This is a genomic window from Roseofilum sp., assembly GCF_982964205.1.
The window spans coordinates 1-23,737 of sequence record NZ_CEZBFX010000031.1 but is presented as its reverse complement, the minus strand read 5'-3'; the positions used below and the strand labels follow the sequence as shown (position 1 = coordinate 23,737).

At 44.5% G+C, this 23,737-nt stretch carries 24 protein-coding genes and 2 pseudogenes; 12 read left to right on the top strand and 14 right to left on the bottom strand.

Annotation, left to right across the window (positions count from 1 at the left end):
- The first annotated feature begins 182 nt into the window (after window positions 1-182).
- Window positions 183-878: a DUF4114 domain-containing protein gene (locus AC3A14_RS10245; protein ID WP_318732446.1), complete on the top strand. Its 696-nt coding sequence runs from the start codon at window positions 183-185 to the stop codon at window positions 876-878.
- 302 nt (window positions 879-1,180) lie between these two features.
- Here AC3A14_RS10245 and tsaB read toward each other — a convergent pair whose 3' ends face one another.
- The 5 genes from tsaB to AC3A14_RS10220 all read right to left on the bottom strand — a co-directional run bounded on the left by tsaB (window position 1,181) and on the right by AC3A14_RS10220 (window position 4,657).
- Window positions 1,181-1,780, bottom strand: coding sequence for a tRNA (adenosine(37)-N6)-threonylcarbamoyltransferase complex dimerization subunit type 1 TsaB (tsaB, locus tag AC3A14_RS10240; protein WP_318736464.1), 600 nt, complete (start codon window positions 1,778-1,780; stop codon window positions 1,181-1,183).
- Between the two features lie 161 nt (window positions 1,781-1,941).
- Complete coding sequence (locus AC3A14_RS10235) at window positions 1,942-2,262, bottom strand: nucleotidyltransferase family protein (protein ID WP_318732448.1); 321 nt, start codon at window positions 2,260-2,262, stop codon at window positions 1,942-1,944.
- 58 nt (window positions 2,263-2,320) lie between these two features.
- A complete protein-coding gene (locus AC3A14_RS10230) occupies window positions 2,321-3,577 on the bottom strand; it encodes an AAA family ATPase (protein ID WP_318732449.1) in 1,257 nt (418 codons plus the stop codon).
- 40 nt (window positions 3,578-3,617) lie between these two features.
- The gene (locus tag AC3A14_RS10225) at window positions 3,618-4,202 is read right to left on the bottom strand and encodes an RNA 2'-phosphotransferase (RefSeq protein WP_318732450.1); all 585 of its coding nucleotides are present in this window, start codon (window positions 4,200-4,202) and stop codon (window positions 3,618-3,620) included.
- Window positions 4,203-4,315: 113 nt separating this feature from the next.
- Entirely contained in the window at window positions 4,316-4,657 is a 342-nt protein-coding gene (locus tag AC3A14_RS10220; protein ID WP_318736459.1) for a TMEM165/GDT1 family protein, read from the bottom strand.
- Window positions 4,658-4,827: 170 nt separating this feature from the next.
- Between AC3A14_RS10220 and AC3A14_RS10215 the strand changes: the two genes are divergently transcribed.
- A complete protein-coding gene (locus tag AC3A14_RS10215) occupies window positions 4,828-5,733 on the top strand; it encodes an S-methyl-5'-thioadenosine phosphorylase (RefSeq protein ID WP_318732452.1) in 906 nt (301 codons plus the stop codon).
- A 149-nt stretch (window positions 5,734-5,882) separates the two neighbouring features.
- On the top strand, window positions 5,883-7,085 hold the full coding sequence (locus AC3A14_RS10210; protein WP_318732453.1) for a FecR family protein: 1,203 nt from the start codon (window positions 5,883-5,885) through the stop codon (window positions 7,083-7,085).
- 66 nt (window positions 7,086-7,151) lie between these two features.
- Here the strand turns inward: AC3A14_RS10210 and AC3A14_RS10205 are convergent, their stop codons facing one another.
- The 4 genes from AC3A14_RS10205 to AC3A14_RS10190 form a co-directional block, all read right to left on the bottom strand.
- Window positions 7,152-7,334 carry a hypothetical protein gene (locus AC3A14_RS10205; RefSeq protein WP_318701741.1) on the bottom strand — a complete coding sequence of 61 codons (183 nt, stop codon included), beginning with the start codon at window positions 7,332-7,334 and terminating at the stop codon, window positions 7,152-7,154.
- A gap of 90 nt (window positions 7,335-7,424) precedes the next feature.
- Window positions 7,425-8,144 (bottom strand): M15 family metallopeptidase, encoded by a 720-nt coding sequence (locus AC3A14_RS10200; RefSeq protein ID WP_318701739.1) that lies wholly within the window; start codon window positions 8,142-8,144, stop codon window positions 7,425-7,427.
- Between the two features lie 13 nt (window positions 8,145-8,157).
- Window positions 8,158-8,421 carry a membrane protein insertion efficiency factor YidD gene (gene yidD / locus AC3A14_RS10195; protein ID WP_413038664.1) on the bottom strand — a complete coding sequence of 88 codons (264 nt, stop codon included), beginning with the start codon at window positions 8,419-8,421 and terminating at the stop codon, window positions 8,158-8,160.
- A gap of 60 nt (window positions 8,422-8,481) precedes the next feature.
- Window positions 8,482-9,585 carry a redoxin domain-containing protein gene (locus AC3A14_RS10190; protein ID WP_318732454.1) on the bottom strand — a complete coding sequence of 368 codons (1,104 nt, stop codon included), beginning with the start codon at window positions 9,583-9,585 and terminating at the stop codon, window positions 8,482-8,484.
- A 158-nt stretch (window positions 9,586-9,743) separates the two neighbouring features.
- Here AC3A14_RS10190 and AC3A14_RS10185 point away from each other — a divergent pair, with 158 nt between their 5' ends.
- Both AC3A14_RS10185 and AC3A14_RS10180 read left to right on the top strand, forming a co-directional pair.
- The gene (locus AC3A14_RS10185) at window positions 9,744-10,262 is read left to right on the top strand and encodes a J domain-containing protein (protein ID WP_318732455.1); all 519 of its coding nucleotides are present in this window, start codon (window positions 9,744-9,746) and stop codon (window positions 10,260-10,262) included.
- A 30-nt stretch (window positions 10,263-10,292) separates the two neighbouring features.
- On the top strand, window positions 10,293-10,565 hold the full coding sequence (locus AC3A14_RS10180) for a DUF3143 domain-containing protein (RefSeq protein ID WP_318701731.1): 273 nt from the start codon (window positions 10,293-10,295) through the stop codon (window positions 10,563-10,565).
- 367 nt (window positions 10,566-10,932) lie between these two features.
- On the opposite strand, the gene AC3A14_RS10175 is transcribed toward AC3A14_RS10180, so the two are convergent.
- Complete coding sequence (locus AC3A14_RS10175) at window positions 10,933-14,277, bottom strand: tetratricopeptide repeat protein (RefSeq protein WP_318732456.1); 3,345 nt, start codon at window positions 14,275-14,277, stop codon at window positions 10,933-10,935.
- Between the two features lie 26 nt (window positions 14,278-14,303).
- Window positions 14,304-14,522: pseudogene (locus AC3A14_RS10170) on the bottom strand (sensor histidine kinase); the annotation flags it as partial.
- 496 nt (window positions 14,523-15,018) lie between these two features.
- Between AC3A14_RS10170 and AC3A14_RS10165 the strand changes: the two are divergent.
- The 5 genes from AC3A14_RS10165 (at window position 15,019) to AC3A14_RS10145 (ending at window position 19,007) form a co-directional block, all read left to right on the top strand.
- Entirely contained in the window at window positions 15,019-15,711 is a 693-nt protein-coding gene (locus tag AC3A14_RS10165) for a sigma-70 region 4 domain-containing protein (RefSeq protein WP_318732457.1), read from the top strand.
- Window positions 15,656-15,934 carry a hypothetical protein gene (locus AC3A14_RS10160; RefSeq protein WP_318736445.1) on the top strand — a complete coding sequence of 93 codons (279 nt, stop codon included), beginning with the start codon at window positions 15,656-15,658 and terminating at the stop codon, window positions 15,932-15,934. The genes AC3A14_RS10165 and AC3A14_RS10160 overlap by 56 nt, the downstream gene beginning before the upstream one ends.
- A gap of 45 nt (window positions 15,935-15,979) precedes the next feature.
- Entirely contained in the window at window positions 15,980-16,543 is a 564-nt protein-coding gene (locus AC3A14_RS10155; protein WP_318732459.1) for a GNAT family N-acetyltransferase, read from the top strand.
- Window positions 16,544-16,555: 12 nt separating this feature from the next.
- Window positions 16,556-17,683: a HetZ-related protein 2 gene (locus tag AC3A14_RS10150; protein WP_318732460.1), complete on the top strand. Its 1,128-nt coding sequence runs from the start codon at window positions 16,556-16,558 to the stop codon at window positions 17,681-17,683.
- 178 nt (window positions 17,684-17,861) lie between these two features.
- Window positions 17,862-19,007: a GspE/PulE/PilB domain-containing protein gene (locus tag AC3A14_RS10145; RefSeq protein WP_318732461.1), complete on the top strand. Its 1,146-nt coding sequence runs from the start codon at window positions 17,862-17,864 to the stop codon at window positions 19,005-19,007.
- Here AC3A14_RS10145 and AC3A14_RS10140 read toward each other — a convergent pair.
- The gene (locus tag AC3A14_RS10140; protein ID WP_318732462.1) at window positions 19,004-19,723 is read right to left on the bottom strand and encodes a phosphate ABC transporter permease; all 720 of its coding nucleotides are present in this window, start codon (window positions 19,721-19,723) and stop codon (window positions 19,004-19,006) included. The two genes, AC3A14_RS10145 and AC3A14_RS10140, sit on opposite strands and share 4 nt — an antisense overlap.
- A gap of 13 nt (window positions 19,724-19,736) precedes the next feature.
- Between AC3A14_RS10140 and AC3A14_RS10135 the strand changes: the two genes are divergently transcribed.
- Together AC3A14_RS10135 and AC3A14_RS10130 are read left to right on the top strand one after the other, a co-directional pair.
- Entirely contained in the window at window positions 19,737-20,273 is a 537-nt protein-coding gene (locus AC3A14_RS10135) for a hypothetical protein (RefSeq protein WP_318732463.1), read from the top strand.
- Window positions 20,274-20,296: 23 nt separating this feature from the next.
- Window positions 20,297-20,635 (top strand): rhodanese-like domain-containing protein, encoded by a 339-nt coding sequence (locus AC3A14_RS10130; RefSeq protein WP_318732464.1) that lies wholly within the window; start codon window positions 20,297-20,299, stop codon window positions 20,633-20,635.
- A gap of 42 nt (window positions 20,636-20,677) precedes the next feature.
- Here AC3A14_RS10130 and uvrA read toward each other — a convergent pair whose 3' ends face one another.
- Together uvrA and AC3A14_RS10120 are read right to left on the bottom strand one after the other, a co-directional pair.
- Window positions 20,678-23,503, bottom strand: a complete 2,826-nt coding sequence (gene uvrA / locus AC3A14_RS10125; RefSeq protein ID WP_318732465.1) for an excinuclease ABC subunit UvrA — start codon at window positions 23,501-23,503, stop codon at window positions 20,678-20,680.
- Window positions 23,504-23,544: 41 nt separating this feature from the next.
- A pseudogene (locus AC3A14_RS10120) lies at window positions 23,545-23,737 on the bottom strand (hypothetical protein); the annotation flags it as partial.

The following is a 23,737-nucleotide window of genomic DNA, read 5'->3' as shown; positions in this document are numbered from 1 at the left end:
ACCAAACTATTTCATGGAATCTTCATAAAAGTCTAGCTCAAAGTTAAGTTAAGCTACTGATGACAACTCCCTGTATTTATTTTTATACTTAGTCTTGGTTTATTTCCAATGCCTAAAAAATCGGAGCTTAGCTAATGAAATTCAATAATACTCACTACTTAGCGCTTGCTACTGCTACAAGTATGAGCTTACTATATGCCCCGTCTGCCCATGGTTTATCCTTAAGATCGGATTTATTTAATACATTTAACGGCATGGTGAGACAGGAACGGTTGCAAATAGAAGATAGTGCTGCCAGTCTCCTAGAGTTAGACCCAGCAACCCTTCAGTGGACAGAAGGTGCAGATTCCGTTGATGTATTTTTCATCAATGAAGGTGCTATATTCCGTAACCAATTGTTTTACTCAGCCAATGGTGGAGCAGAACAAATGGTTTTTGATGACATTGCTTCCCCAAATAGTATCATCCCAGAAGCAAATGGCCCCATGGCGTTAGGAGAAGGTGTAAGCTTGGGAACGTTTACGGGTAACACTTCTCTGAATTTCATGATTAAAGCTGACGGCGCACAGAATGATAATGGTCATGTCTATGGTGCTGATGCTTCCTTAAATCCTGATGGACTACAGCATGTTGTTGCCTACGAATATTTTGATGATGTTGAGCAGGAAAATTGGGTTATTTTAGGATTTGAAGACCTCTTCGGTGTTCATATTGATGAAGGAGGATGGTCAGATAGAGATTTCAATGATGTAGTGATAGCTGTTCGTGGAATTACTGGCAATGGAATGCCTATCCCTGAACCTTCGACTACTGCTGCTATTTTGGGATTAGCTGCATTAGGTATGGCTGGTTTAGGCAAAAGCAACAGAGAGAGTTAATCCAGAGCAATTTAGAGCTATCTGAATTTTAGAGTGAGAGTAATATATTGAATTACTTGCACTCTTTTTATAGTCGATTTGATTAACAGTGAGACATAGTGCCACTATACCATTTGTCCTTGTCTCATTCTTATTTGAATCGACTATATTTGTATTTCTGGAAAACCATTTTTCTATAGCAAAGAAAGAGTCGGTTAGGACATAGTTCCATGCTGAAACTTACAGCAGTTTTCTCTACTATGAGGTACATTAATGACGGTTTTTAACGATAGCTAGAACAGCTCAAAGCTCCACCAAGTATGTCAATTTACCGGATGTTGTCCATAAAAAGGGAGTGCCTCCGTCCAATTAGGGCGTTCTCCCTGTTTCCACTCTAAATCTGCCAACTCCAACACGCTTAAGACGGTTTCGCCTAAGTTGGTTGGAGTTTGAATCAAGGGATAGGAATGCTGCTCTAAGGTCTTTTGCCATCCTTCAGGGGTAAAGACTTGATCTTGAATCAGGGGGATAATGGGATAGGAATTGACCTGATAGATTGCCCCAAAGCGCTGTCCCCGTTGGGCAGGCATTTCGACGGCTATGACTGGATGTTGTTCTCGGCTAGACCAAGCTACAGCAGCTAGGGTGGATATGGCAAACAGGGGTAAATTAAGCTGTTGGGCGAGGATGCGAGCGGTAACCATACCGAGGCGAGTCCCGGTAAAGCCCCCAGGGCCTTTGGCAACTGCTAACCAGCTCAAGTCTTGCCAACTGAGGGGTTGAATGAAGGTTGCCAGTAAATGGTGGAGTTGGCTTGAGGTTTCACGGCCGAGATTCCAGGTTTGAGAGCGAGTATTGCCAGTTTCGTCTTGGAGGGCTAAACCGAGTTGGGGGCTAGTGGTATGGAGGGCTAAACCGAACATATCGTAATTACAGCGCTTTGCGGGGGGATGGAGGAATGGGGGGATAGGGGCAGCTTTTATAGCAGTCAATGAGTTGGTTAGGACAGTTAGGTTATTGTTTGAGGCAATAGGCAATAGAAAATGCCCTAACTCTCGCCTTCGCTTTCGCTGCTATAGCTATTCTAGCTATCGTTAAAAACAGTCTTGGTCATAAAGTAAGTATCGCCTCCTGTTAGGACTGCATCTCGGAAATAACAGCTCAAATCACCAGGTGTTCTCAAATCTACCACCCGCCCCAATAAAGTAGTGAGTTTATCCGCCATCGTTACAATCGCCAATCCTGGAGTTTTTCCAGATAGAAACTCAACTAAAACATCCACATCACTTTGCTCGGTAAAGTCATCTCGCAGTACCGAGCCAAACAACGCCAATTTGCGAATATGATATTTCTGACAAAACTGCACAACTTTTGAGTATTGCAATGCAATCGGTAACGTTTTCATATCCACTCTGAAGAACTTACAATCATCAAATTTAGTCAACCCGCCCTAGTTGAAAGATTTAGACAAAGTGATGGGTAAAGTGATGCATCAGATCGACTCGACCTTTACGGAGCATAGCGCGATCGAGTCGCTCTGTGGTATTGCAGGTCATCATTACCACGAGGCACTGTTGTAGTTGAATCCCGTCTTCATCAATGACACTTTGATAAAGGGTTCCATCTAATAAACTCAAGATATGTTCGGTTTTAGTGTTGTCTTGCTTGGCGGTGACAGCACGGTCTTGAGCAAGGTTATCTGCTTCGTTAATGACCAGACAAATTTTTTCGAGGTAGGTGGGAGGAACAAAGTTTTCTACGGCATCATGATCGAGAATGAAAATCACGTATCCTAGGGGCATGAGAATTTCTTTGGCTACAGCTTGCGTCCATGCGGTTTTCCCGGTTCCGGGTTCACCATGGACAAGGATAGCCAATTGTTTTTGGTCGAGGATGCTTTGTTGTACGCGGTCAGTAAATCCTTGAATGTCAGTGGGAAATGTGCGGATAGGAAAGTGACTTTGTACTTGTCCGACTCGACTTTGATAGCCACTGAGCATCACGGCGAGGTTATAGGTGGCTTTATTGACAAGGGGGGCAATATTGTCGGCAATCAGGGTATAGCGCCGTTTCCCTCGTCCCAGGTTTTCGATTTGTAGCCATACTTTGGCGTTTTCCCAGCACGCATAGACGGTTCCTAGGATTTCTAGACGCTCCCAAAAGTCTTTGGAGGATTGGCTAGAGGAGGAGTTGATGCCGGTTTTTTGGCTAAAGCGATTGATGGGATAGTAGAAATAGCGATCGAGATAGTATTGTGTAATTACGTTGGGTTGGTCGAGGACGGCAAGGATTTTGAAGACTGTGATTTCTTGTAGACGGTTGAGGACAAAATCAATGGGAATGCGATCGCGACTTACCGATTGTACTACAGGGGTTTCCGTCATGAGTACGTCTTTATAGCGATAGTCGGGAAACGGGGGTTGGGGGGTAATATAGTCCCAATATTCTTCTAGGTTATAGCGCGTGTTTTCAGAAAAGAGGTTAAAAACATTAGCCCACCAAGCATATTGGTTGCGACCTAGAGCATCAGCCAGGTCACTGATAGCGCCCATGGTTTTGTTGTTGAGTTCCCAAAAGTCATTGGCCAGCAAATAGGAAAAATGCTCCCAATCAAATTGACGATTTAAGGGTCGCCAGCCACTGCTTAATAAGCCTCGACTTTGAGCTTGGTTGTTATAGTTCGGAGAGCTTTGAGGATAATCGAAATAAAAAGAGTCCATAGTTTACGAGTAAAAAAGGCGTTTTCTCAAGAATCAACCGTTACACGGTTATCAGCTTCGGCTTCTCTTTCTTGGGGTTGGGGATAATTTTGAGATACTCTGGTGGTACACTGTCTACTAACCACACCCCATTCTCCGACTGGTAAAAGCAATAGCCTTGATCGTGCAGGGTTTGGGCTGCAATTTCTAAGACAATGGGTTTACCTCGCCGTTGACCAACTTGGATCGCGGTTGCTATCTCTGAGGACAGATGAACGTGATGCCTGGACTGTTTGAGTAGTCCTTGTTTGAGAATCGATGGAATGGCTTTTTGGTAGGTGCCATGGTAGAGGATTTCGGGCGGTTCTATCGGCTCTAGTTGTAAGTCAATGGGATAGCTATGACCTTGATTAGCGCGAATTTTGGTCTGGGTTTCGTTAAAAGAAAATCGTTTTTTATCATTCGTTTTGACTACTTCCTCTAACTCTAGAAAAGAAACGGGAAATTGGTTGGTTTGACAAGCTTTTAGCAGTTGATTAACCTCTACCCAGCCTCCCGATTCTAGGGTTAATCCAATCCGTTCAGGTTGATGACGCAGATGTTTACTCAGATATTTACCAATCTTAATTAAACGTTTTGGAGTCATGAATCTTCACATGGAGGAGGCTCTTGTTATACTACATTATAATACAAACTAGGGACTGACTTGTCAATTTCGGCAATTACCTTCCTTCTTTTTATTAATCTTTGCCTCTCCCTTTAAATCTGTAACATATCCCACAACAAAGCCACGGAAATAACCAACAAAACCCCTCCAGCCAAGGTATCGAGCAGACGGGGAGTTAGATGGGAGGCTAACCATTGACCTAACCAAACCCCTAGAAAACTGGTTAAAACTAAAGCACTACCCGCACCCAGGAAAACAATCCAAGGAGCATGGGATTCTGCGGTCATCAGCAGGGTTGTAACTTGAGTTTTATCCCCAATCTCGGCTAAGAAAATGGTGATGAACGTAGATACAAAAATCCGAGTCGCAGGTTGACCGGCTTTGGGGGCAGTTTGTGGTTTTTGTTTTAGGGTATCAGGAGGATTGAGGGTCACAGCGATAAAACTCCATTTCGCGCTTGGCGAACGCTTATCATAACTTGAACTACAGAGTAACATAAAATGCGCTCCTCCTCTATTGGCGATTGTCTAGCGCAAAGCACTATAAATGATCCAAGTTTGATGATAAGGTAGGTCAGAAGTCCTTTTTTTGACTCTTCTTTTCTATGACTCACTCAACAGAAATTCGCGCTAAAATTGGCATTATTGGTGGCAGTGGACTCTATCAGATGGAAGCCCTGCAAAATGTGCAAGAAATCGAAATCGAAACTCCTTTTGGTGCTCCATCAGATGCTCTGATTGTTGGTCAGCTTTCAGGCGCTCAGGTCGTGTTTCTCTCCCGTCATGGTCGAGGTCATCATTTGATGCCCTCAGAAGTCCCTTTTCGAGCCAATATTTATGCGATGAAAAAATTAGGAATTGAATATCTCATTTCTGCCTCAGCCGTTGGCTCTCTGAAAGCAGAAATAAAACCCCGTGATTTAGTAATTTCGCACCAATTTATTGACCGTACAAAACATCGAACCTCAACCTTCTTCGGTGATGGAATTGTTGCTCACATAGCCTTTGGCCATCCCGTTTGCCACCAATTGAGTCAAGTTCTAGAAGAAGCAATTGAAAGTTTAGACTTACCGGAAATTACCCTACATGAAAAGGGTACATATCTGTGCATGGAAGGGCCGGCTTTTTCCACTCAAGCCGAATCTGAACTCTATCGCAGTTGGGGCGCAACAGTCATTGGCATGACCAACATTCCAGAGGCAAAACTGGCGAGAGAAGCAGAAATTGCCTATGCTAGTCTGAATTTAGTCACTGATTATGATTGTTGGCATCCAGATCGCGATCATGTAACCGTTGAAATGATTTTGGATAATTTACATCATAACGCGGAAAATGCCCAAAAAGTGATTCAAGAAACCGTACGCAGGCTCCATGAGAATCCTTTCGTTTCTGATGCCCATTCTGCCTTAAAATATGCCATTGTCACTCAACCCGGAGCTATGCCAGAAGCAACACGCAAAAAGTTAGGGCTATTGATCGATAAGTATTTGGGGAACTTTGGTGAGGGTTGATCGTCTGTCTTAAGCTGTTATATCATTTCCCTATGAACATGCATTTAAAAATTGGCTCTCAGCCAATTGCCTATCCCGGGTAAATTGATGCAAAAATTTAAGGATTTGATATTACCCAGGATGTTCAAGATGTCAATTAACCCAAATATATGATCGGTAAACTTTTTGCGTTGGTTAGACAACTGAGAAAATCTGGGCGCTTATCTCGGTGGATCTGGGTATTTTTGGCAACTGTGAGTTTAGCCATTATTTCCCAACCTTCCTTATCTCCCAGTATTGCCCAAAGTGCTCGGATTACGGAAGCAACGATCGCCGAAATTGTTGGTCAACAGGTGTTGATTAATCGTCGTCTGGTGGGGAGAAACGAGAAAGCGAAGTTAGGGGAACGGATTCAAACGACAGGAGCGAGAGTCGAACTGAAATTGAACACGGGGGCGATCGCCCGCTTGGGAACCCATTCAGCTCTTGTCCTGGGGAGCCAATGCTTTCAACTCCAACAGGGACGGGTGTTGGTTAATGGAGGCAGTAGTGGATGTACCTCCAGTGTTCAGTCGAGAGTCAGGGATGCAACCTATTTACTCGAGAGACTAGAAGAGAATAAAACCCATTATGCCGTTTTAGAAGGAGAAATTGAATTAAGCAATCCTAAGTTACCAAATTTAGCAGCAGTTTCTGTGCAGGAAGGGCAAGAAATTATCATTGAGGCTGATGGTCGTTTTAATCCCGTTCAACCTCTTTCCCATACCACCTATGAAGAGATTCTTTTAGGAGAATTAATGAAAGATTTCTCCACGCCTTTACCGAATCTGATTGAGATTCAACAAACCTTTGAAACCTTATATCCAGATCAACTCTTCCCACCCTACCTCGCCCAACTGATCGTCGATAAGTCTTTCCGTTGTCCCTCTAATTTTGTGGCGACTTATTCTCCAGTTCAAACCCAGCAAGATTGGACAACTCAACTAAGTTTATCACGCTTAACTTCGGCTAGACAAGGCGGCTTACTGATTCAACTTAAGGTTGTCAATAAACCTCTGACTCGATATGCGAATGCCGTTTATCAGATCTATGCTTTGCAGGAAAATCGTTGGGTTCCTTTGTATACGAATACTGGAGCAAGATTAATTAATAATCAGAATGGAAGTTTGCCCCCAATGTCTGAAACAATTCTATTAGAAGCCCTGCGACTGCAAGCCTTAGGGGATAATGTGAATGTAGAGAATTTAGAGTTAAAAGCAGTGGTAAAAATTCGCTATGATTTATCAATGGATGAACGGGATCTAAGTCTAGAGATTGAAGAAACCCAGGCTTACCCAGATATTCCGATTAGTAATTGTTTCCCAAACCATTAAAAATGAATCCCTAAGTAATACAAGCTTTTGCAAAGCAAGCCTATTGCCTAGCCTGGAGCGCTATGTTTAGTATTTTAAGCCGCGATACGTGGCTACAGTCAATGCTAATAAAACGGCTGTCCACACCCATCCAGGGATATCTTCAAGGATGAAAAAAAGAGCAGTTAAGGCCATACCAATTAACCCTAGAAGATAGGCTAGTGCAAAGGTGGCAACGGAAAAGATGACGATCGCAATTATCTCTAACATCTGAGGCCTCCCATATTCTCTCTTATTGTAGCGAAATAGAACACTCTGAGCATACATCTGACTCTATTGTTCCCTGCTGCCGACTCCCTACTAGAGTACTTTTCCATAGTGGGCGATCGCCTCCTGCTGATGCCAACTACCTTCCTGAACTTTAAGCCATACCCACAATTGATCGCCATGGGAAAAATGCCACCATTCACGGGGATGACGCTTAAACCCAGCAAACTCCATAATTCGATTCAGGAGTTGACGGTGTTTATGATAACTCTGCTCATCCGGAGTTTTCCCTTGGGCATAACAATCGGGAAAGGAACGAGGAGAAATTTCATCAATAGGCGATCCCATGTTCAGCTCGATTCCGGTTTGATCCACCAGAGTAACATCTACGGCTGCCCCCGTACTATGGGGTGGAGGGGTTGCTGAATCGAGCGATGGAGCTGCCCAAAATTGATACACTTCCTCTAGAAGGATTTGCCGTTGCTCTGGGGTGAGGGTTTCCGGATTGAAGCCTTGGTTTTTAGCTAGTTGGATGAAGCTATATTCAACCATAAATTCTTGAACGGCGATCGGTCGGTAGGCATCAAAAATCTCAATTTTCCAACCTGGATGATGAGTTTGTAGTTGCTTTTGAGCCATCCAGAGGCGATCGCTAACTGTTTTGCGTAACCAATAGGGAGATTTATCCCCATAGGGTGCGCCCAACTTCTCATAAGGATGGGGAGTAGCCACCGCAAAGGACTCCAAAGGAATCGGTACTAGAGGTTCTTGATGATCTTCAATCCGAATCTGTTGATAAGGTTTTAATACCATAGAGACACAACTCCTAATCGCTCACTTTTGGTGCTTCTGGAACCGGATCGTAACCTCCGGGATAAAACGGATTACACTTTAAAACCCGCGCTCCTGCCAATTGTAAACCCCGCATTGCCCCAAACCGTTCCACAGCCGTCAAAGCATACTCAGAACAAGAGGGATAAAATCGACAACTGGGAGGAAATAGGGGCGAAATTCCCCGCCGATAGACTTGAATAGCCCGAATTATAATGACTTTGAGCAGTTGAGTTTCCCAGAGTTTGAGTTTGAGCATCATATTCAAAAAAGCAAATTAGACTAAATCTTAAAAATCTCGGTCAGTGACCTAAGAAAGTTAAGAGGAAATTGCGGCTGACTTCTGCATCATTTCTTCCCGTAATTGGGCTTCTTTTTCACCATAGAAGAACGAAAGTAGGGCAAAGCGATCTCCATCCGTCACATCCGTTGCTTCATGGAGTAAACTACAGGAAAAAATTACTGCACTACCCGTTTCTGGGCGATACAAATGTGGCCCATATTCTGGAAAGCGCAAATATCCACCTTCATACTCTTCAGTATTTAAGTTTAAAGTCATGGCAAATCGACGATGGGCAGTTGCGGCAGTCGTGTTATCCCGATGTCTGCGGAAAAATCCCCCCCGACTCGATTCATAACAAGCAATACGAAAATCTTCAAAGCGGGTGAAATCGAAATGATAGGCCTTAAGGATTTCTGGACGAATTCGGTGAATCATAAAGTAGCGTAGGCGATTGATTAAATCTGGATCGCTAACAAAGTGATCTTTACGGATTTTATGGGTATAATCATACTCACCTACGGTTTTTCCATTCTGTTGCACCATGAATCCTGAATCTCCATGACCTTGGGTTCGCCACACTTCAATTAATTCTTGACAAAATTCAGGGGGTAAGACATTAGAAATTAACAAGACTGGGGCAATTTGTGTGAGATGCTGAGGTTCTTGTGGGGCGAGAAGCTGTTTTAAGTCTTCTAAGAGTTGGGTGGCGTGGGTAGAAGGATCAAACGCCTCATGAATTTTGAGGATTTTACAATTGGGATGAATTAAAAGAGAGCAAAATTTCGATTGGATTTGTCCAGGAGGTAAATCAGGCTTCACTAAGTTTAACCCCTGAATCATTTCCGCTGCTTGGTCAGAAATCAGGAAAAAGGGAAATTGATGGGTTTGGGTAAATTCCATCAGCGATTCTAGGGGATCTGTACTGATGCCAATGACAGTGAGATCCCAGGGTTTGAATTGTTCCTGTAGAGCTTGCAGATCTAACAGGAGTTTTTGAGACTCTGGGCTGGTAATCTCTGGAAAGAATAGCCAGAGCATGGCAGCACCCTGGGCGTGACGGCTGTCAAATTTGCCCCCCATTTGACAAGGCAGTATGAAAACGGGGGCATAATTACCAATAGAGAGTTTAACTGAGGTCATTGGGGTAATACTCCTGTAAGGGCTTCAATCATGGTACTTCAGCTTATCTGGCAGGGTAAACTCATAGGCGATCGCATCTGATACAATAACCCCATCCTTGCTTAAGCTCATTCAAAATCCCTTAAATTTGTTCAGTTTTATTATCTAAACGCTCATCCGTGAATCATTCTTCTTCTAGTTCTTCCGATCAACGTCAAAAAACGGTTTTATCGACTCACTATACTCGATTAGGGGTTCATCCTTTGGCTTCTGCGTTGGAAATTCGGCGTGCGTATTGGGAGTTGAGCAAGCGCTATCATCCCGATACGACGGATTTAGATCCAGAGGTGGCAACGCGGCGTTTTCATGAGCTGAATGAAGCGTATGCGGTGTTAAGTAATCCGGAGCGTCGGAGGATATACGATCGCACGATGGGCTATTCTCGGTTTTATGTGGTGCGTCCTCCTGTGGATTTGCGATCGGGGAATTCCCCACAGGATTATCGTTCTTCCGCTTATCTCGATTCGCGCGATCGCGTCAGCGATGCGGAGCATTATCGCCCCCTGTCGTCGGGGGAACTGTTTGCCCTGTTTATTCTGGGACTGACGTTTATGCTATGTTTAGGATTGGCGATCGCGATTGCCTGGGTGAATCCTGAATTGATTTCACCCACCCTATCCTTACCTCCATCTCCATAGGTTTATCGCTTTTTATCTTTTTCTCTGTCTATGTCCCTCCCTACTTCTGACACCCCCCTATACAACCATCCCCTTCCACAAATTGAACAATGGTTATCTCAACTTGGCGGTCAACAAGATAGGGAAGAACTCCACTGTTGGCGATTAAAACATGACAGTTGGATCGCACAAATTTATTTAGAAACCGAACAGTTAATTGTTTGTTACTTAAATGCAGCTAGTGATGGCAGTAATATTAAAAGAGCTTTTAAATATTCCCTGAGTCGTCAAGATATCCAAGATGCCGTTTTAGATGGGCCGTAGGCACTATTGTGGAATAACGGAATCGCTTCCCGAACGCTAAAGGAGTAAAAGGGTCTAGTACAGACTACAAAAACTAAAAATCTTCGCTCAATTGTACCAAGAAATCCTGTCAGCTTCAAGTGAGCTGACACAAATTTAGAGGGTAAAATACCATATTTTATCCTCTTTTTTTCGGTATTAAACTAACATTCAACATTCCTGGATTTCTGTATGATATAATACGAGTGAGTATTCAAAAGGTTCATGTGATTTCATTTTTTTATTTATTGGGTCTTGCCTGGGTACAAGGGTTTCAAAGCAAATATCATTGACTTCAATACAATTATTTTCATTGATTTTGGCTAGATATACATGACAGCGCAATGGGCTATAACAGTTTCTGGATTTGTTGTTCCCAGGTCAATGCTTGCATAATCTTGGCAAATTGTTTCCCCTGTTTTTTGGCTTGTGTGCGGTTGTGGTAAACCCATTCTAAGGTTTCTAAAATTTCTTCAATATCTGAGTTTCCCCAGTCTTCTGTCCCTTGGAAATGGGGATGAGAAGCTACGGGATATTGAGTTTTTAAGGGGTAACCTGCACCTCGGTTGAGCAAGTCTAAATGGCCGGTATTTGCAGAAAGAAGGGTGGGAATACCGCAGGCTAAACATTCCATGGCTGCTAAGTTGGTTCCTCCTTCTGCACGACTGGTAAATATAGCTACGTCAGCTTCTCGGAGAATTTGGGGAATGAGGTGGTTGGGAGTGGGACCGAGGGCGATCGCCGCCTCAGCCGGGATGCCATTTTTCTGCAACCATGGCATAATTTGTAACACGCCATCTTGACTAATTTGAGGTAATCCTTCCACATTCCCAGTGGTGTCTAATCCTACCATCCAACTGGGCCAAGCATTATGCCAAGCGGTGACTAGCAAAACGTCTGGATGGCGGTGGTGAAAGGCTTTGAAGGCGGCAATGATGAGGTCTTGTCCTTTGCGGTATTCGAGTTTACCCCCAGCAAAAATCACGAAGCGGTCTTGACCCCAAATTCCCAGTTTAGCGGCGGGGTGAAATAGGGTGGGATCGATGCCTTGTAAAATAGTTTCCACATGGGAAATTCCAGCACTGGTCAGAACTTCGGCGTTCCAACTGGAACCGGCAATTAGGCGATCGTAGGTTTTGGCGTTGGCGATCGCCTGTTGCTCCAGGTGGGTATCTTCAATAAATACAATCCCTACTGAAGAATGACCGTACACATGCTCCATTAAGGGTGACTTTCCCAACCCATGACCTAAACCATGAAAGATGGGAAAATCAGATTTTAGTGCTTTACCCAAGGACTGGTTTAAGAAGCGCTGAAGGATTTTTTGCTCCTCAAATACCGGACGCAAGAGAACTTGATGCAAGGGGTGCAAGTTCTGGATATTTCCAGGGGGAACCAGTAAATGAGGGAATGTTTCTCGGTTTTTCACCAGTTGTAGGGCTAAATTGAGTCCGTATATTCCCCATCCAGTATGGTTTCCTAGTTGCCAAGTGATACCTATTCCGCTTCGGGGGATGTTGCGATCGCCGGTAGGCGCGGGTTCACGCAGATCTGGGTTAGATAAGTCGTTTGGTGAACCCGCCCCTGCACTGACGCTGGAGGCAATTAATTCTGTGTCCTGGGTGGTAGTGGGGCGGGTTAATTGAGATTTGGGCGACTCTTGTACATCCTGGGTGAACCTCTCCCTACAGGTAACTAATTGGGTTTTAACCGCAGTAATTACAGAATGCCAGTCTCCGCGTGCAGGTTGCCGAAAGAGGCGGACGGTGGGATACCAGGGGCTATCTTCGCGATCGAGCATCCAGCGCCAGTCGGGGACGAAGGAGAGTAATAACCATGTGGGTTTGCCCATGGCTCCCGCGAGATGCACCAGGGAGGTATCCACAGTAATGATTAAGTCGAGTTCGTCAATTAGGGTGGCGGTATCGGCAAAGTTTTGGATAATGGGGTCAAGATTGGTTATGTTTTCTACTCCTGCAAGTTCTTGGGCGCGATCGCCTTTTTGCAAGCTGTAAAAGTCAATTCCTTCTATGTCTAACCAGGGCAGAAGATCGGTGAATTGACAGGAGCGTTGGCGATCGTTACCATGATTGGGATTTCCTCCCCAGGCTAACCCTACCTTGAAATGATCTGATTTTCGGATAGCCTTATCCACGGTAGGAACGAGTCGATCTATCTCTGGGTAAGACGATAAATTTTCTGAATCTGCCCTAACTGGAGCGCGAAGATAGGGAATAGATGCAGGAATAGTATCTAAAGTGGTTCCAAAAATATAGGGCAAACTCATTAACGGGGCCCAGATATGATAATTGGGTAAGGGTCGATCCCGTGCTACTAACCTGACCTTTTTCTTGGGATCTGAGGCATGTTCTTCTATAAAGGTTTCAAACAAACCCATCAGCAGTCGAGGACATTCCAAGATTGTTTTTCCTCCGCGCTCTTGGACGAGAGGTAAATAGCGTAAAAACTGGATGCAGTCTCCAAAACCTTGTTCACAATACAATAGTAAAGTTCGTCCTACAAATGGATCTCCATTCCATCGGGGTTGATAAACGGGTCTATGATTGCTGGCGGTTTGCCATTGATAGCGCCATTCGTATTCTGCCCAACCGTTGCTCAAATCCCCAGCGAGTAGGAGCGCTATTCCGAGGTTGGTGTGGGCTTCAGCGTAGTCAGGTTTTAGGGAAATACAGGTTTGATAAGCCGCGATCGCCCCATCATATTCGCCTATTTTATCCAGAGCAACGGCGAGATTATTATAGGCATCTGGATAATGAGGATTAAGTTCTAGCGCTCGATGATATTCGGCGATCGCTTCTTCAAATTTTTCCTGTTGACTCAGGGCTACCCCTAAATTATTATGCGCTTCTGGTGAGTTAGGTTCGAGTTCTAGCGATCGATAATAGTGATCGGTTGCCACTTCAAACTGCTTCTGAGCGCCCAGAGCAACAGCCAGATCGTGGTGGAGTTTGGGTGAATTGGGAGCGTGGCTTAAGGCAGTTTTATAGTGGGGAATGGCTTGCTCGATCTGGTTTTCCTGATGGAGTAGAGACGAGAGATTGGCATGAATCGAGGTATATTGGGGATTAAGTTCTAGCGCCTTTTGGTAATGGGAAATTGCCTTTTTTCGATCATTTTTTTGATGGTAACAGAAGGCGAGACTATGGTGAATGCTGGCCCGATCTCGAACTTGGGAAATAACCTGTTTTAACTCCACAATAGCTAGGTCATATTCTCCCTGTTCTAAATAGAGATTGCCCAAATTTTGCCGCGCTTGAGTATAGTCAGGATTAAGGTGCAGTGCCTGTTGATAATTCTGAAGAGCTAAATCTAGATTCCCCAGGGTTTTGTAAGTTTTGGCGAGATTATAGTAACTTTCGGTATAGTCGGGCGCAAGGGCGATCGCCTGTTGATAATGCTTGAGTGCTTCTATGGGGCGATCGCTTTGAGCTAAGGCAGTAGCGAGATTATTATGGGTTTGCGGTTGATTGGGATCAACTGTGAGGGAATTTTCATAAGCGGCGATCGCCTTTTCTGTGTCCCCTGCGCTATAGTACGTTACCCCTAATAGATGCCACGCTTGCCCATTTTGCGGATACTGCTGTAATATCTGCCCGCAAAGGTTTGCCGCTTCCTGGAGCTGTCGTCCTTGAATAGCGCGAATAATCTGATTCAGTTGTGCGGTAATATCCATGGGTTGAGTGGGAACGTGGCACAGATCTAGTGTATCGGAATCTCAATCACAAACTCTGTACCCTTGCCCAATTTAGAATTGCAGTGTAATTCTCTACCATGTTGTTCAGTAATAATTTGATAACTTATCGATAATCCAAGGCCTGTACTTCGACCCACTGGTTTAGTTGTAAAAAAAGGATTGAATATTTTCTGGAGATCGTCCTCCCTAATTCCCAGCCCATTATCAGCAATAGAAATCCTTATCCTTTAATTATGTATTGGTTGCGAAACTGGACTAACTCATTAAATGTAGGGTTAGGGTTGCCCAGAATCTTGATAATAACCGATTGGCGATCGCTCTTGCGTATGCCGCAATAAACTAGAGTACGGCTTGACTTCTTTTTGCTAAAGTAGAAGGATATCGAAAAGCAAAAACCAAGCATTCGATATTAACATCTTGAAAACTAGGGTTATGGGGTTCTGACCAGGAACGCTTGGTTGGGTAAAAGCTCTAAGCAACAAGTACATGTATCTTTTAAAATTCCGTACCGCATTGCTCTGCGGAATCGGGACTCTCTCATTGGGTCGAAAGTCTGTGGACATGACGTAAGACGGGAACATAACTAACAAGAGTTAGTCGTGTACGCAGATGTGGGAGAAGCAGAAACCTAAATCGTGAGGTTTAGGAATCACCGTGCCTTGAGCCAGGTGAGGAGGTCAAGTCCCTATGCCCTGTTTGCAAGCGTGAAGCCTCATAGCCATGCATTTGCCCCAGTTTCTCGAAACTCAGCATCCCCTAATTGAGTCCCTGACTCACTACAGCGATCAAGAATTGCTCACCTTATTTCAGCGCCATCCAGAGTCAGGGCGATACTTCACAGCCATCTTTTGTCGCTATAATCCCATCGTTTATACTCTTATTTCCCATTCAGCGCGATCGCCAGTACAAGCTGATTACCTATTTGCTTGCACCTGGCGACATATCTATTATGAACTAGGAGGACTCCATTTACACTCCGCTAATACCCAGCCTGGCGATCGGCCTCTAACCTTACAAAATGCACTGATTAACTTCACGGCTTTCTGTATCAACAATATGGAGTTGCCCCCGGTTGAATCTATTTATTACAACCTTCAGGAGTGTTCTCCCCCTCTGTGGTGCTATGTTGAACAAGCGATGGATCAATTAGAACCCGTTCTGCGGTTAATGATTCTACTCTCTCAGACCTTCCACTGGAGTGAAACCCGGATAGCTGCCTATTTACAAGCTGAAGGAGAATCCATTTCTCCCTTCAGCGTGAAAACCCAATTACAACAAGGACTCGCTGCCCTAGAAGCAGCTTTACCCACTGATATCCGCACCATCTACTTAAACGATCAAAATTCAGGAGCTTCTGATGAATCCTTTTCCCCTAACTTTTCACCAACCCCTGAACCCTTACAAACTTTCTAAAATAGGATCTCACACTCCCCTAGAGTTTACCCCCCTATTTTGGGTAATGGCGATCGGATTACTCCTACCCTATTATGGTAGTCTTCCTTTAGGGTTGCCCGGTCGTCCAGTTTTCCAAACCCTGGAAGAACAACTCCAAGACTCTAGTCTACCCCTGCGTTGTCATATGCAGGCGATCGCCTTTGATCGAGACCTATCCCTAATCCAGAGATCGGAAACATAGGATTTTTCCTATTCCCTATTCCCTATCCCCCATTCCCTATTCTGAATGCATGAGCGCTATGCCATCCGTATGGCTCAAGTCCAAGATCTCAAAGGTCTCAGTGACCTTTTAGCCGAGTGTTTCCACACGTTCCAAGGGTGGAAAGTGTGGTTTCGTTGGTTAAGTCTCCTGATTCGTTGGGGAATCTATGAAGACCTAAAACAACGATGGTGCAACGCTTCTCCCTACTATAGTTGTTGGGTGGCAGTGTCCCAAAAACACTCAGGTAATGGGGGAGTCACTAGACAAGAGAGGTTAGCGGGAATGGTAGAAGTCTCTTTACGGTCTTGGTCAGACTGGAATCAGTTTGCCCAATATCCTTATATTTCTAATTTAGCGGTTAAACCAGAAGACCGTCATCAAGGGTTGGCTCAAGAACTGCTAGACCATTGTGAAAAAACGGCGTTGAAATGGGGATGTGAAGAAATTTATCTCCATGTTTTAGAGAATAACCATCCCGCACGGTGTCTCTACTATAAGGTGGGCTATCGTCTGCAACAGGTAGAACTCAGTTGGAGTAACTTTCTGTTGGGGAAACCGAAGCGTCTCTTTTTGCAAAAGCGTCTCTAAGCGGTGAGTCTGATGAGCGTTCTGAAACAATTAACCGATGATTGGCGATCGCGCCTCAAAATTGAATGTTCTGAGTATTCTCAGGAGGTGCATCAGAGTATTATTGACTGGTTAATCGGGGAAAATCCCGATCGCTTGCTCGATCTCAATCCGGAAGATTGGGAGATTGCTGTAGCAGCCATGGACTACCGTTATCGAATTTTACGAGACCGGTACTTAGGCGTAGCGCCAGAAGTCGCTTACAGAAAACTGATGAAGCGGTTAGCGAGCTTATTTTTGATTCGCAATAAAATTCGCACCTGGGTAGCCTTAAGTCGCGATCGCCAACGCAGTGTAGTGGATGTGCTGCAAGAAGTCATTCAAGAATTATTACAGAGCGATCGCTATCTCAAACAACAAATGGGTTTAATCCAACAAATTATCCCCCAGCGATGGTTACAAAATACCCTCATTTTAGCCACCTTAGAAGAATACTGCCTGCGCCCCATTCGCAATCAACCCCTGCTTCTCTATCGGTTTCTCAACTATCTGCGGCGTAGCCAGCGCGGAGGAATGACAAATATTCCCACCGGTAACTTAGTGCGACTCATTTCCGAAGAACTCAGCTCAGAAGAGAGCGACGATCCAATCAGTCTCTTAGATCGCCAGGCGATCGTCGAATATCAAGACACTCAAACTTATCTGCAACAACAACGCTATCAAAGAGCCGTCGCCAAAGAATTTCAAGCCTACCTACACCAAGCTCTAGGGGAAAAAGCCGCCAATTGGCTAAAATTCTATCTTCAAGGACGCACCCAAGAAGAAATTGCGCCCCTACTCGATCTATCTGTAAAACAAGTTTATCGCCTACGAGAGAAAGTAAGCTATCATGCTATTCGCATCTTTGCCATCAAACAGAACCCAGAATTAGTCAGTCATTGGTTAGATATCTCCCTTCAAGACCACAGCTTAGGCTTAACCCCAAGCCAATGGCAAACCTATCTAGACAGCCTTACCCCCACCCAAAAACAGTTACTCGAACTGCTCAGAGCCAGAACTCTACCCCATGAAATTGCTGAAATCTTAAACTGGAAAACCAGTCAAGTCATTGCAGAATGGAGTAAGCTATATTTAGCCGCTCAATCTCTGCGGAATCTCTAAACACTTTTTGTGCAAAACTCAAATCCTCTGATCAGGGTGTAACTGGCTACTTAAGTATATACCTAAGTGTACTTTCGTTCTTCTGAATTTGCTTTTGTCGAAGTTCTTGGATGAAGGAAATATTCCAAGTTGTAACATCTACCGCGAACACCCATCCTCATTATTGCCAGCACCGATCATGAGCTTACCCCCTCCTGCCTTTAATCATTCTTCTTCAATTTCTACTCTTAATATTGATACCGATCGCCTCTTTCCTTTGATCGATCGGGTTCTCTCCTTTGAAGCCTGCCTTTATCATCAAGTCTTACCTCTAGTCGTAGAAGGAAGTTTAGTCAGATTAGGAATGGTCGATCCAGAAGACAATAGCGCTCTCACGTATTGCCGTCAAATCCTATCGTACCTTCGATGTTCCATTGTCACTCAAAAGATTTCCTCAGACTTACACCAATCTATCCTTAAAGCCTATCTCAATCATATCAGTACTCAACAACAATCCCCTCCTGCCTTACCTGAGCCTTCTTCAAAGCCCACTTCAGCGTCTAAGAGTACCTCAGAATCCGAGCATTGGCAAAACCGACCCACCTTAGTTTTAGATACCGAAGATGCGATCGCCTTAGTCAAAGGAGCAACTCCTGAGTCTAACCCTACCCCCAAACCTTCTCCTCCAGTCGATCAACCCAACCCCACGCAAGGGTTACCCGAGTTAAAAATCCAAGCCCAGTATTTATGCAGTCCTGTTGACGTGCTGGCAACGCTTCCTCCCTCTGTTTTATGGCAAGAATTACTCAGTCGAGTTTTAGTCGGTGGTATTGGACGATTATTTTTTGAACGTCATCCTCACCATGGGCGAGTCTTATGGAGCTTAAACGGCATCATACAATCTGTTTTAGACAACCTACCCTTAGAACTGTTTCAGGGGGTAATTCATGAACTCAAATTACTCAGTCGCTTACCCCTAATTCCCGTCAAAACAGTGAAAGAAGTAGAACTCGAACGCTACTATCAGGAAGAACGATTATTATTGCGTTTGCGGGTAATGCCAGGAAAACAAGGGGAAGAAGCAACACTACAAGTCTTGCGGGGAGCCGCTTTAAAGTTTCACCAACGACAGCAATTAACCACCATGGGCAGAGACGCATTAACCATCGCCCAACAATTACAGAAGAAATTAAATGAGATCCGCGATCAAGCCCATGGAGATACTCAGTTTTCCGGAAAAGAGTTAGACTCCCTAACCAGCTTAAATCAGATTTTAATCCATGTAACCGAACAAGTTCGAGATTTACAAACCTTGCGCTCTCAACAGCTCAAAAGCCCAGACTAAAGATCGTACTCATCATTGCGCTGTTGAGGAATAGGCCGACGGCGCATCGGGCGAGTTTCCGAGCGCATAGACTGCCGGCGTAGGGTTTTGCTCACATCTAAAAACACATCACGGCGTAGATAGGGATAGTCACTCACCCACAAGTTAAGCTGAGGAATATAAACATCAGATATGCGATTAATCCGGCTTAAATCCCGTTGATTAGACATCACCACCATTTCCGCAATCATACCCACATCAATAGCTCGGTATTGGCGACGGATAGGCACTTGAAAACGGGTTTCAAAGCCAGTTTCATCAACTAAATCCAGATTTAAACGCCGTTCCCGGTTTTCGACAATCACTAAATCTCCACGATTATTTACCGTTTCTTCTGTATTAATTAATTCATCAGTCACAAACACATCTAAGACTTGACCGCGCCAGAATCCGCTATAGGGAAATCTTCGGTATGTAGCATTGCGGCGACTAGCCCAGAAAATCGGCCCCCATAACCAATAGGTTCCGATCGTAATCCCAATCAAAAATAAGAGTAACTCAAAACTATCTCCCAAAGCTGAGAGCCGGCCAAAGAAGATCACCAGAGCGCCCAAAACTGAGGCGAGTAAGCGTCTGAGGAGGTCAGGAAACTTACCCCAGCAGTATTTGTATTGATTGCCTGTCCCGATAAGAGGAATCAGTTGTTCAAACCGGCTGCGATTTAAGGGAATAAGCATAGAGGGATCGAGCGTGTCGAGTTCACCAGCATTTTCCCTATCTTGCCATATTCTTGCAAACTTCCCACTGCACGGCGATCGAATTCTGATCTATGATAATCCCAAGTATCAGGGAATAAGGTGGGTAATGAGATTGAGTCGAGAGAATGAGTCTTCAGACTCCCAACGGGATTTTTACCGACAAATTACTGAATCCATCCGGGTTTTGAAACGTAACGATCAAATGCTCCATAACTTAATGTTAATGGAGTTTTGGTCAATTGTACGCACGATGGATGAACTAAATACTGGATTCTGGTCTCAGTATATGAAAAACCATCAGCAGGTTTCTCAGCAACGTCTTAAACAATGGCAAGCAGAAAAAGAGGCAGCTCAAACGCAGCGTTCCCCGTCTTTTTCTCGGTCATCTTCGCCCTTTGAATCAGAAGAAGAAGCCAAAAATGTGCAACAACAGATGTCTGAGCGGATTGCTTTATTTTCTGATATCATTGGAGATGAACGTTCTCCAACTCGACGGCAAATTCGGGAATCTTCCCACGAGAATAGTTAAGTCAGTTTTAGGAATACCAACCTATGATGATTGAAGAATTTAGTGTGGAAAAATTAGCGAACTTGAGCGACGAAGAGCGAGCCAACTGGCAATTTATTGATGTGCGCGAACCACAGGAAGTCGATCTGGCTCAGATTGAAGGATTTGAAGTGCTATCTTTAAGTCAGTTTCGGGAATGGTCAGAAGCAATTCATGCCCGATTTGACAAAGATAAGCCAACGGTGGTGATGTGCCATCATGGGATGCGATCCCAACAAATGTGCCAATGGCTCATAAATCAGGGATTTACCGATCTTAAAAACCTATCTGGTGGTATTGATGCCTATTCTTATTTAGTTGATCCTTCCGTTCCCCGCTATTAAATCAATTAAAATCTCAATATGGAATGGCTCACTTTACGAGTTCTAGCCTAGAACGTCTCGCAAATAAAACCCTGTATAGGACAGAGAACATTGTGTGACCTCTTCTGGAGTTCCCGTTACCACGACTTCCCCTCCTTTATCCCCTCCTTCTGGGCCTAAGTCAATAATCCAATCAGAGCAACGAATCACATCTAAATTATGCTCAATCACAATAATAGAATTACCTTTATCCACTAAGCGCTGTAAAACATTCAGCAGTTGATGGACATCATAAAATGAGAGTCCGGTGGTGGGTTCATCAATTAAATAGAGGGTTTTTCCTGTGGCTCTGCGGGATAATTCTGTGGCTAATTTCACCCGTTGAGCTTCTCCTCCAGAGAGGGTGGGAGCCGGTTGTCCGAGATGAATATATCCTAATCCGACATCGACTAAGGTTTGCAAGCGGTTAACGGCTTTGGGGATATTTTGAAAGACTTCTAAGGCTTCAGAAACGGTCATGTTTAAAACATCTGCAATGGAATACCCTTTATATTTCACTTGCAGAGTTTCTCGGTTATATCTGGCTCCTTTGCACACTTCACATTGCACATAAACATCGGGTAAAAAGTTCATTTCAATCACATTTACCCCTTGTCCTCCGCAGGCTTCACAGCGTCCACCTTTAACATTAAAAGAAAAACGTCCGGGTTTATATCCTCTGGCTTTGGCTTCAATGGTTTCAGCAAAAATAGCACGAATGGAATCAAAAACACCGGTATAAGTGGCAGGATTGGATCTTGGGGTTCTACCAATGGGAGATTGATCGATGACAATCACTTTGTCAATGGCATCTAACCCAGTGATTTTGTCTAATTCTTGGGGAAAGGCAATATTCCGGTTTAAATGATGTTGGAGTGCGGGATAAAGCAGTTCATTAATTAAGGTGGATTTCCCGGAACCAGAGACTCCGGTAATGCTGACAAGTTTACCTAATGGAATTTCTAGATTGATATGCTTGAGATTGTTTTTATGGGCATTTTTGATTAGGAGCAATCGCCCGTTCCCTTCTCGGCGTTGTTTTGGCGTTTCAATTGTTCGTTTACCGGATAAATATGCCCCCGTCAAGGATAGCTGATTATTGAGTAAGCATTGTAGCGTTCCTTGAGAGATAATTTCGCCACCATGAACCCCTGCACCGGGGCCAATATCCACTAAGTGATCGGCATTGCGAATCGTTTCTTCATCATGTTCGACGACGATTAAGGTGTTGCCTAAATCGCGCAATTGGGTTAAGGTTTGCAGGAGGCGAGAATTGTCCCGTTGATGTAAGCCAATACTGGGTTCATCTAATACATATAACACTCCCGTTAACCCAGCTCCAATTTGGGTGGCTAACCGGATGCGTTGCGCTTCTCCTCCAGATAAGGTCATGGCAGCACGGTCTAGGGTGAGATAGTCTAAACCGACATCGATTAAAAATTTCAGTCTAGCTTGAATTTCTTTGAGAGCGAGTTCGCCGATTTTCGCTTGGCGCTCGGATAGATGAAGTTGCTTAATTTTATCCAAACAATCGGCTATGGAAATCTGGGTTAAATCGTGAATATGATATTGTCCTAAGCGGACGGATAAGGCTTCTGGCTTCAGCCGTTTTCCCTGGCAAGATGTACAGATTTTATCAATTAGATAAGGTTCGAGCTTCTGTTTTTGTAAGTCTGAGCCGGTTTCATGGTAAATCCGCTCTAAAATAGGGAGAACTCCCTTAAAGCGAGCATAATAACCGGAAGTTTGCCGATAGTCGGATTGGGGTTCGAGATAGATTTCTTCGGTTGTGCCATGGAGAACGATCTCTTGTTGTTCAGAAGTCAGATTTTTCCACGATGTGGTTAATTCAAAATTATAGGCTTCTGCCACACTGTCGAGTAGGGATAAATAATAGGTATTTTCTTTTTCTGACCAGGGTGCGATCGCGCGAAATAAAGGAGCATCTGTATCAGGAATCAGCAGCGCTGGGGAAAACTGGCGGTGACTTCCTAAACCGTGGCAGTCGGGACAAGCGCCATAGGGAGAGTTAAAGGAAAATAATCGCGGGGATAATTCTTCCATGACAGCGCCATGCTCGGGACAGGCAAAGTTTTCCGAAAATAGGATAGTTTCGGGTTCTGAATCTCCTATAACTTCAATCATCGCCATCCCTTCCCCGTGATGGAGCGCGGTACTTAAGGAGTCGGTTAATCGCTCTTCTAATCCGGGTTTGATGATGAGTCGGTCGATGACAATTTCAATATCGTGTTTGCGGTTTTTCTCCAGTTCAATAGTATCGGAAAATTCTTGGACTTCGCCATTAATGCGCACCCGCACAAATCCTTGGGAGGCTAAACTAGAGAGCAGTTTTTTATGGGTTCCTTTTTTACCGCGCACCACAGGAGCGAGAATTTGGAAGCGAGTACGGTTGGGAAGCTCCATGATGCGATCGCACATTTGATCGATGGTTTGGGGAGCAATGGAGCGATCGCAAATAGGACAATGGGGTTCTCCCGCACGACCCAACCACAAGCGCAAATAATCATAAATTTCGGTCACTGTCCCCACCGTAGAGCGGGGGTTATGGGAGGTTGATTTCTGGTCGATAGAAATAGCTGGACTCAACCCCTCGATACTGTCCACATCCGGTTTATCCACCTGACCCAAAAATTGCCGCGCATAGGCACTCAGGGACTCCACATAGCGCCGTTGACCTTCGGCAAAGATGGTATCAAAAGCGAGGGAAGATTTCCCCGATCCGGACACCCCAGTGAAGATAATGAGGCGATCGCGCGGTAATTCCAGATCGATATTCTTGAGATTATGCTGTCTCGCTCCTCGGATGCGGATCGTATTGTCTTCAGTCATAGGCGATCGGGAATGGGTTAATGTCAGTTAAGAGTGAGTGGTCATGAATCCAAGCTACTGGGATCGATTCCCAATTCCCTCAGTTTTTCGGTTAATTGTGCTATCTGTTGCCTTGCTGATAACAATTGCTCTTCTGGAGTTAAATAACGCTCTCCTTGCTCATTATACCAATACAACCCTTCTCTAGTTATCCCTTGATAGGTTCCTTGCGCTCTACCGAGTCCTAAATTAATG

Coding starts and splice junctions, on each gene's coding strand:
- AC3A14_RS10230 (WP_318732449.1), bottom strand. CDS start 3,577: ATGGACTCTTTTTATTTCGATTATCCTCAAAGCTCTCCGAACTATAAC.
- AC3A14_RS10175 (WP_318732456.1), bottom strand. CDS start 14,277: ATGGATATTACCGCACAACTGAATCAGATTATTCGCGCTATTCAAGGA.
- AC3A14_RS10130 (WP_318732464.1), top strand. CDS start 20,297: ATGATGATTGAAGAATTTAGTGTGGAAAAATTAGCGAACTTGAGCGAC.
- AC3A14_RS10150 (WP_318732460.1), top strand. CDS start 16,556: ATGAGCGTTCTGAAACAATTAACCGATGATTGGCGATCGCGCCTCAAA.
- AC3A14_RS10180 (WP_318701731.1), top strand. CDS start 10,293: ATGTCCCTCCCTACTTCTGACACCCCCCTATACAACCATCCCCTTCCA.
- AC3A14_RS10205 (WP_318701741.1), bottom strand. CDS start 7,334: ATGTTAGAGATAATTGCGATCGTCATCTTTTCCGTTGCCACCTTTGCA.
- AC3A14_RS10165 (WP_318732457.1), top strand. CDS start 15,019: ATGCATTTGCCCCAGTTTCTCGAAACTCAGCATCCCCTAATTGAGTCC.
- AC3A14_RS10215 (WP_318732452.1), top strand. CDS start 4,828: ATGACTCACTCAACAGAAATTCGCGCTAAAATTGGCATTATTGGTGGC.
- AC3A14_RS10210 (WP_318732453.1), top strand. CDS start 5,883: ATGATCGGTAAACTTTTTGCGTTGGTTAGACAACTGAGAAAATCTGGG.
- AC3A14_RS10200 (WP_318701739.1), bottom strand. CDS start 8,144: ATGGTATTAAAACCTTATCAACAGATTCGGATTGAAGATCATCAAGAA.
- AC3A14_RS10225 (WP_318732450.1), bottom strand. CDS start 4,202: ATGACTCCAAAACGTTTAATTAAGATTGGTAAATATCTGAGTAAACAT.
- AC3A14_RS10145 (WP_318732461.1), top strand. CDS start 17,862: ATGAGCTTACCCCCTCCTGCCTTTAATCATTCTTCTTCAATTTCTACT.
- AC3A14_RS10155 (WP_318732459.1), top strand. CDS start 15,980: ATGCATGAGCGCTATGCCATCCGTATGGCTCAAGTCCAAGATCTCAAA.
- AC3A14_RS10235 (WP_318732448.1), bottom strand. CDS start 2,262: ATGAAAACGTTACCGATTGCATTGCAATACTCAAAAGTTGTGCAGTTT.
- AC3A14_RS10140 (WP_318732462.1), bottom strand. CDS start 19,723: ATGCTTATTCCCTTAAATCGCAGCCGGTTTGAACAACTGATTCCTCTT.
- AC3A14_RS10245 (WP_318732446.1), top strand. CDS start 183: ATGAGCTTACTATATGCCCCGTCTGCCCATGGTTTATCCTTAAGATCG.
- uvrA (WP_318732465.1), bottom strand. CDS start 23,503: ATGACTGAAGACAATACGATCCGCATCCGAGGAGCGAGACAGCATAAT.
- yidD (WP_413038664.1), bottom strand. CDS start 8,421: ATGCTCAAACTCAAACTCTGGGAAACTCAACTGCTCAAAGTCATTATA.
- AC3A14_RS10190 (WP_318732454.1), bottom strand. CDS start 9,585: ATGACCTCAGTTAAACTCTCTATTGGTAATTATGCCCCCGTTTTCATA.
- tsaB (WP_318736464.1), bottom strand. CDS start 1,780: ATGTTCGGTTTAGCCCTCCATACCACTAGCCCCCAACTCGGTTTAGCC.
- AC3A14_RS10160 (WP_318736445.1), top strand. CDS start 15,656: ATGAATCCTTTTCCCCTAACTTTTCACCAACCCCTGAACCCTTACAAA.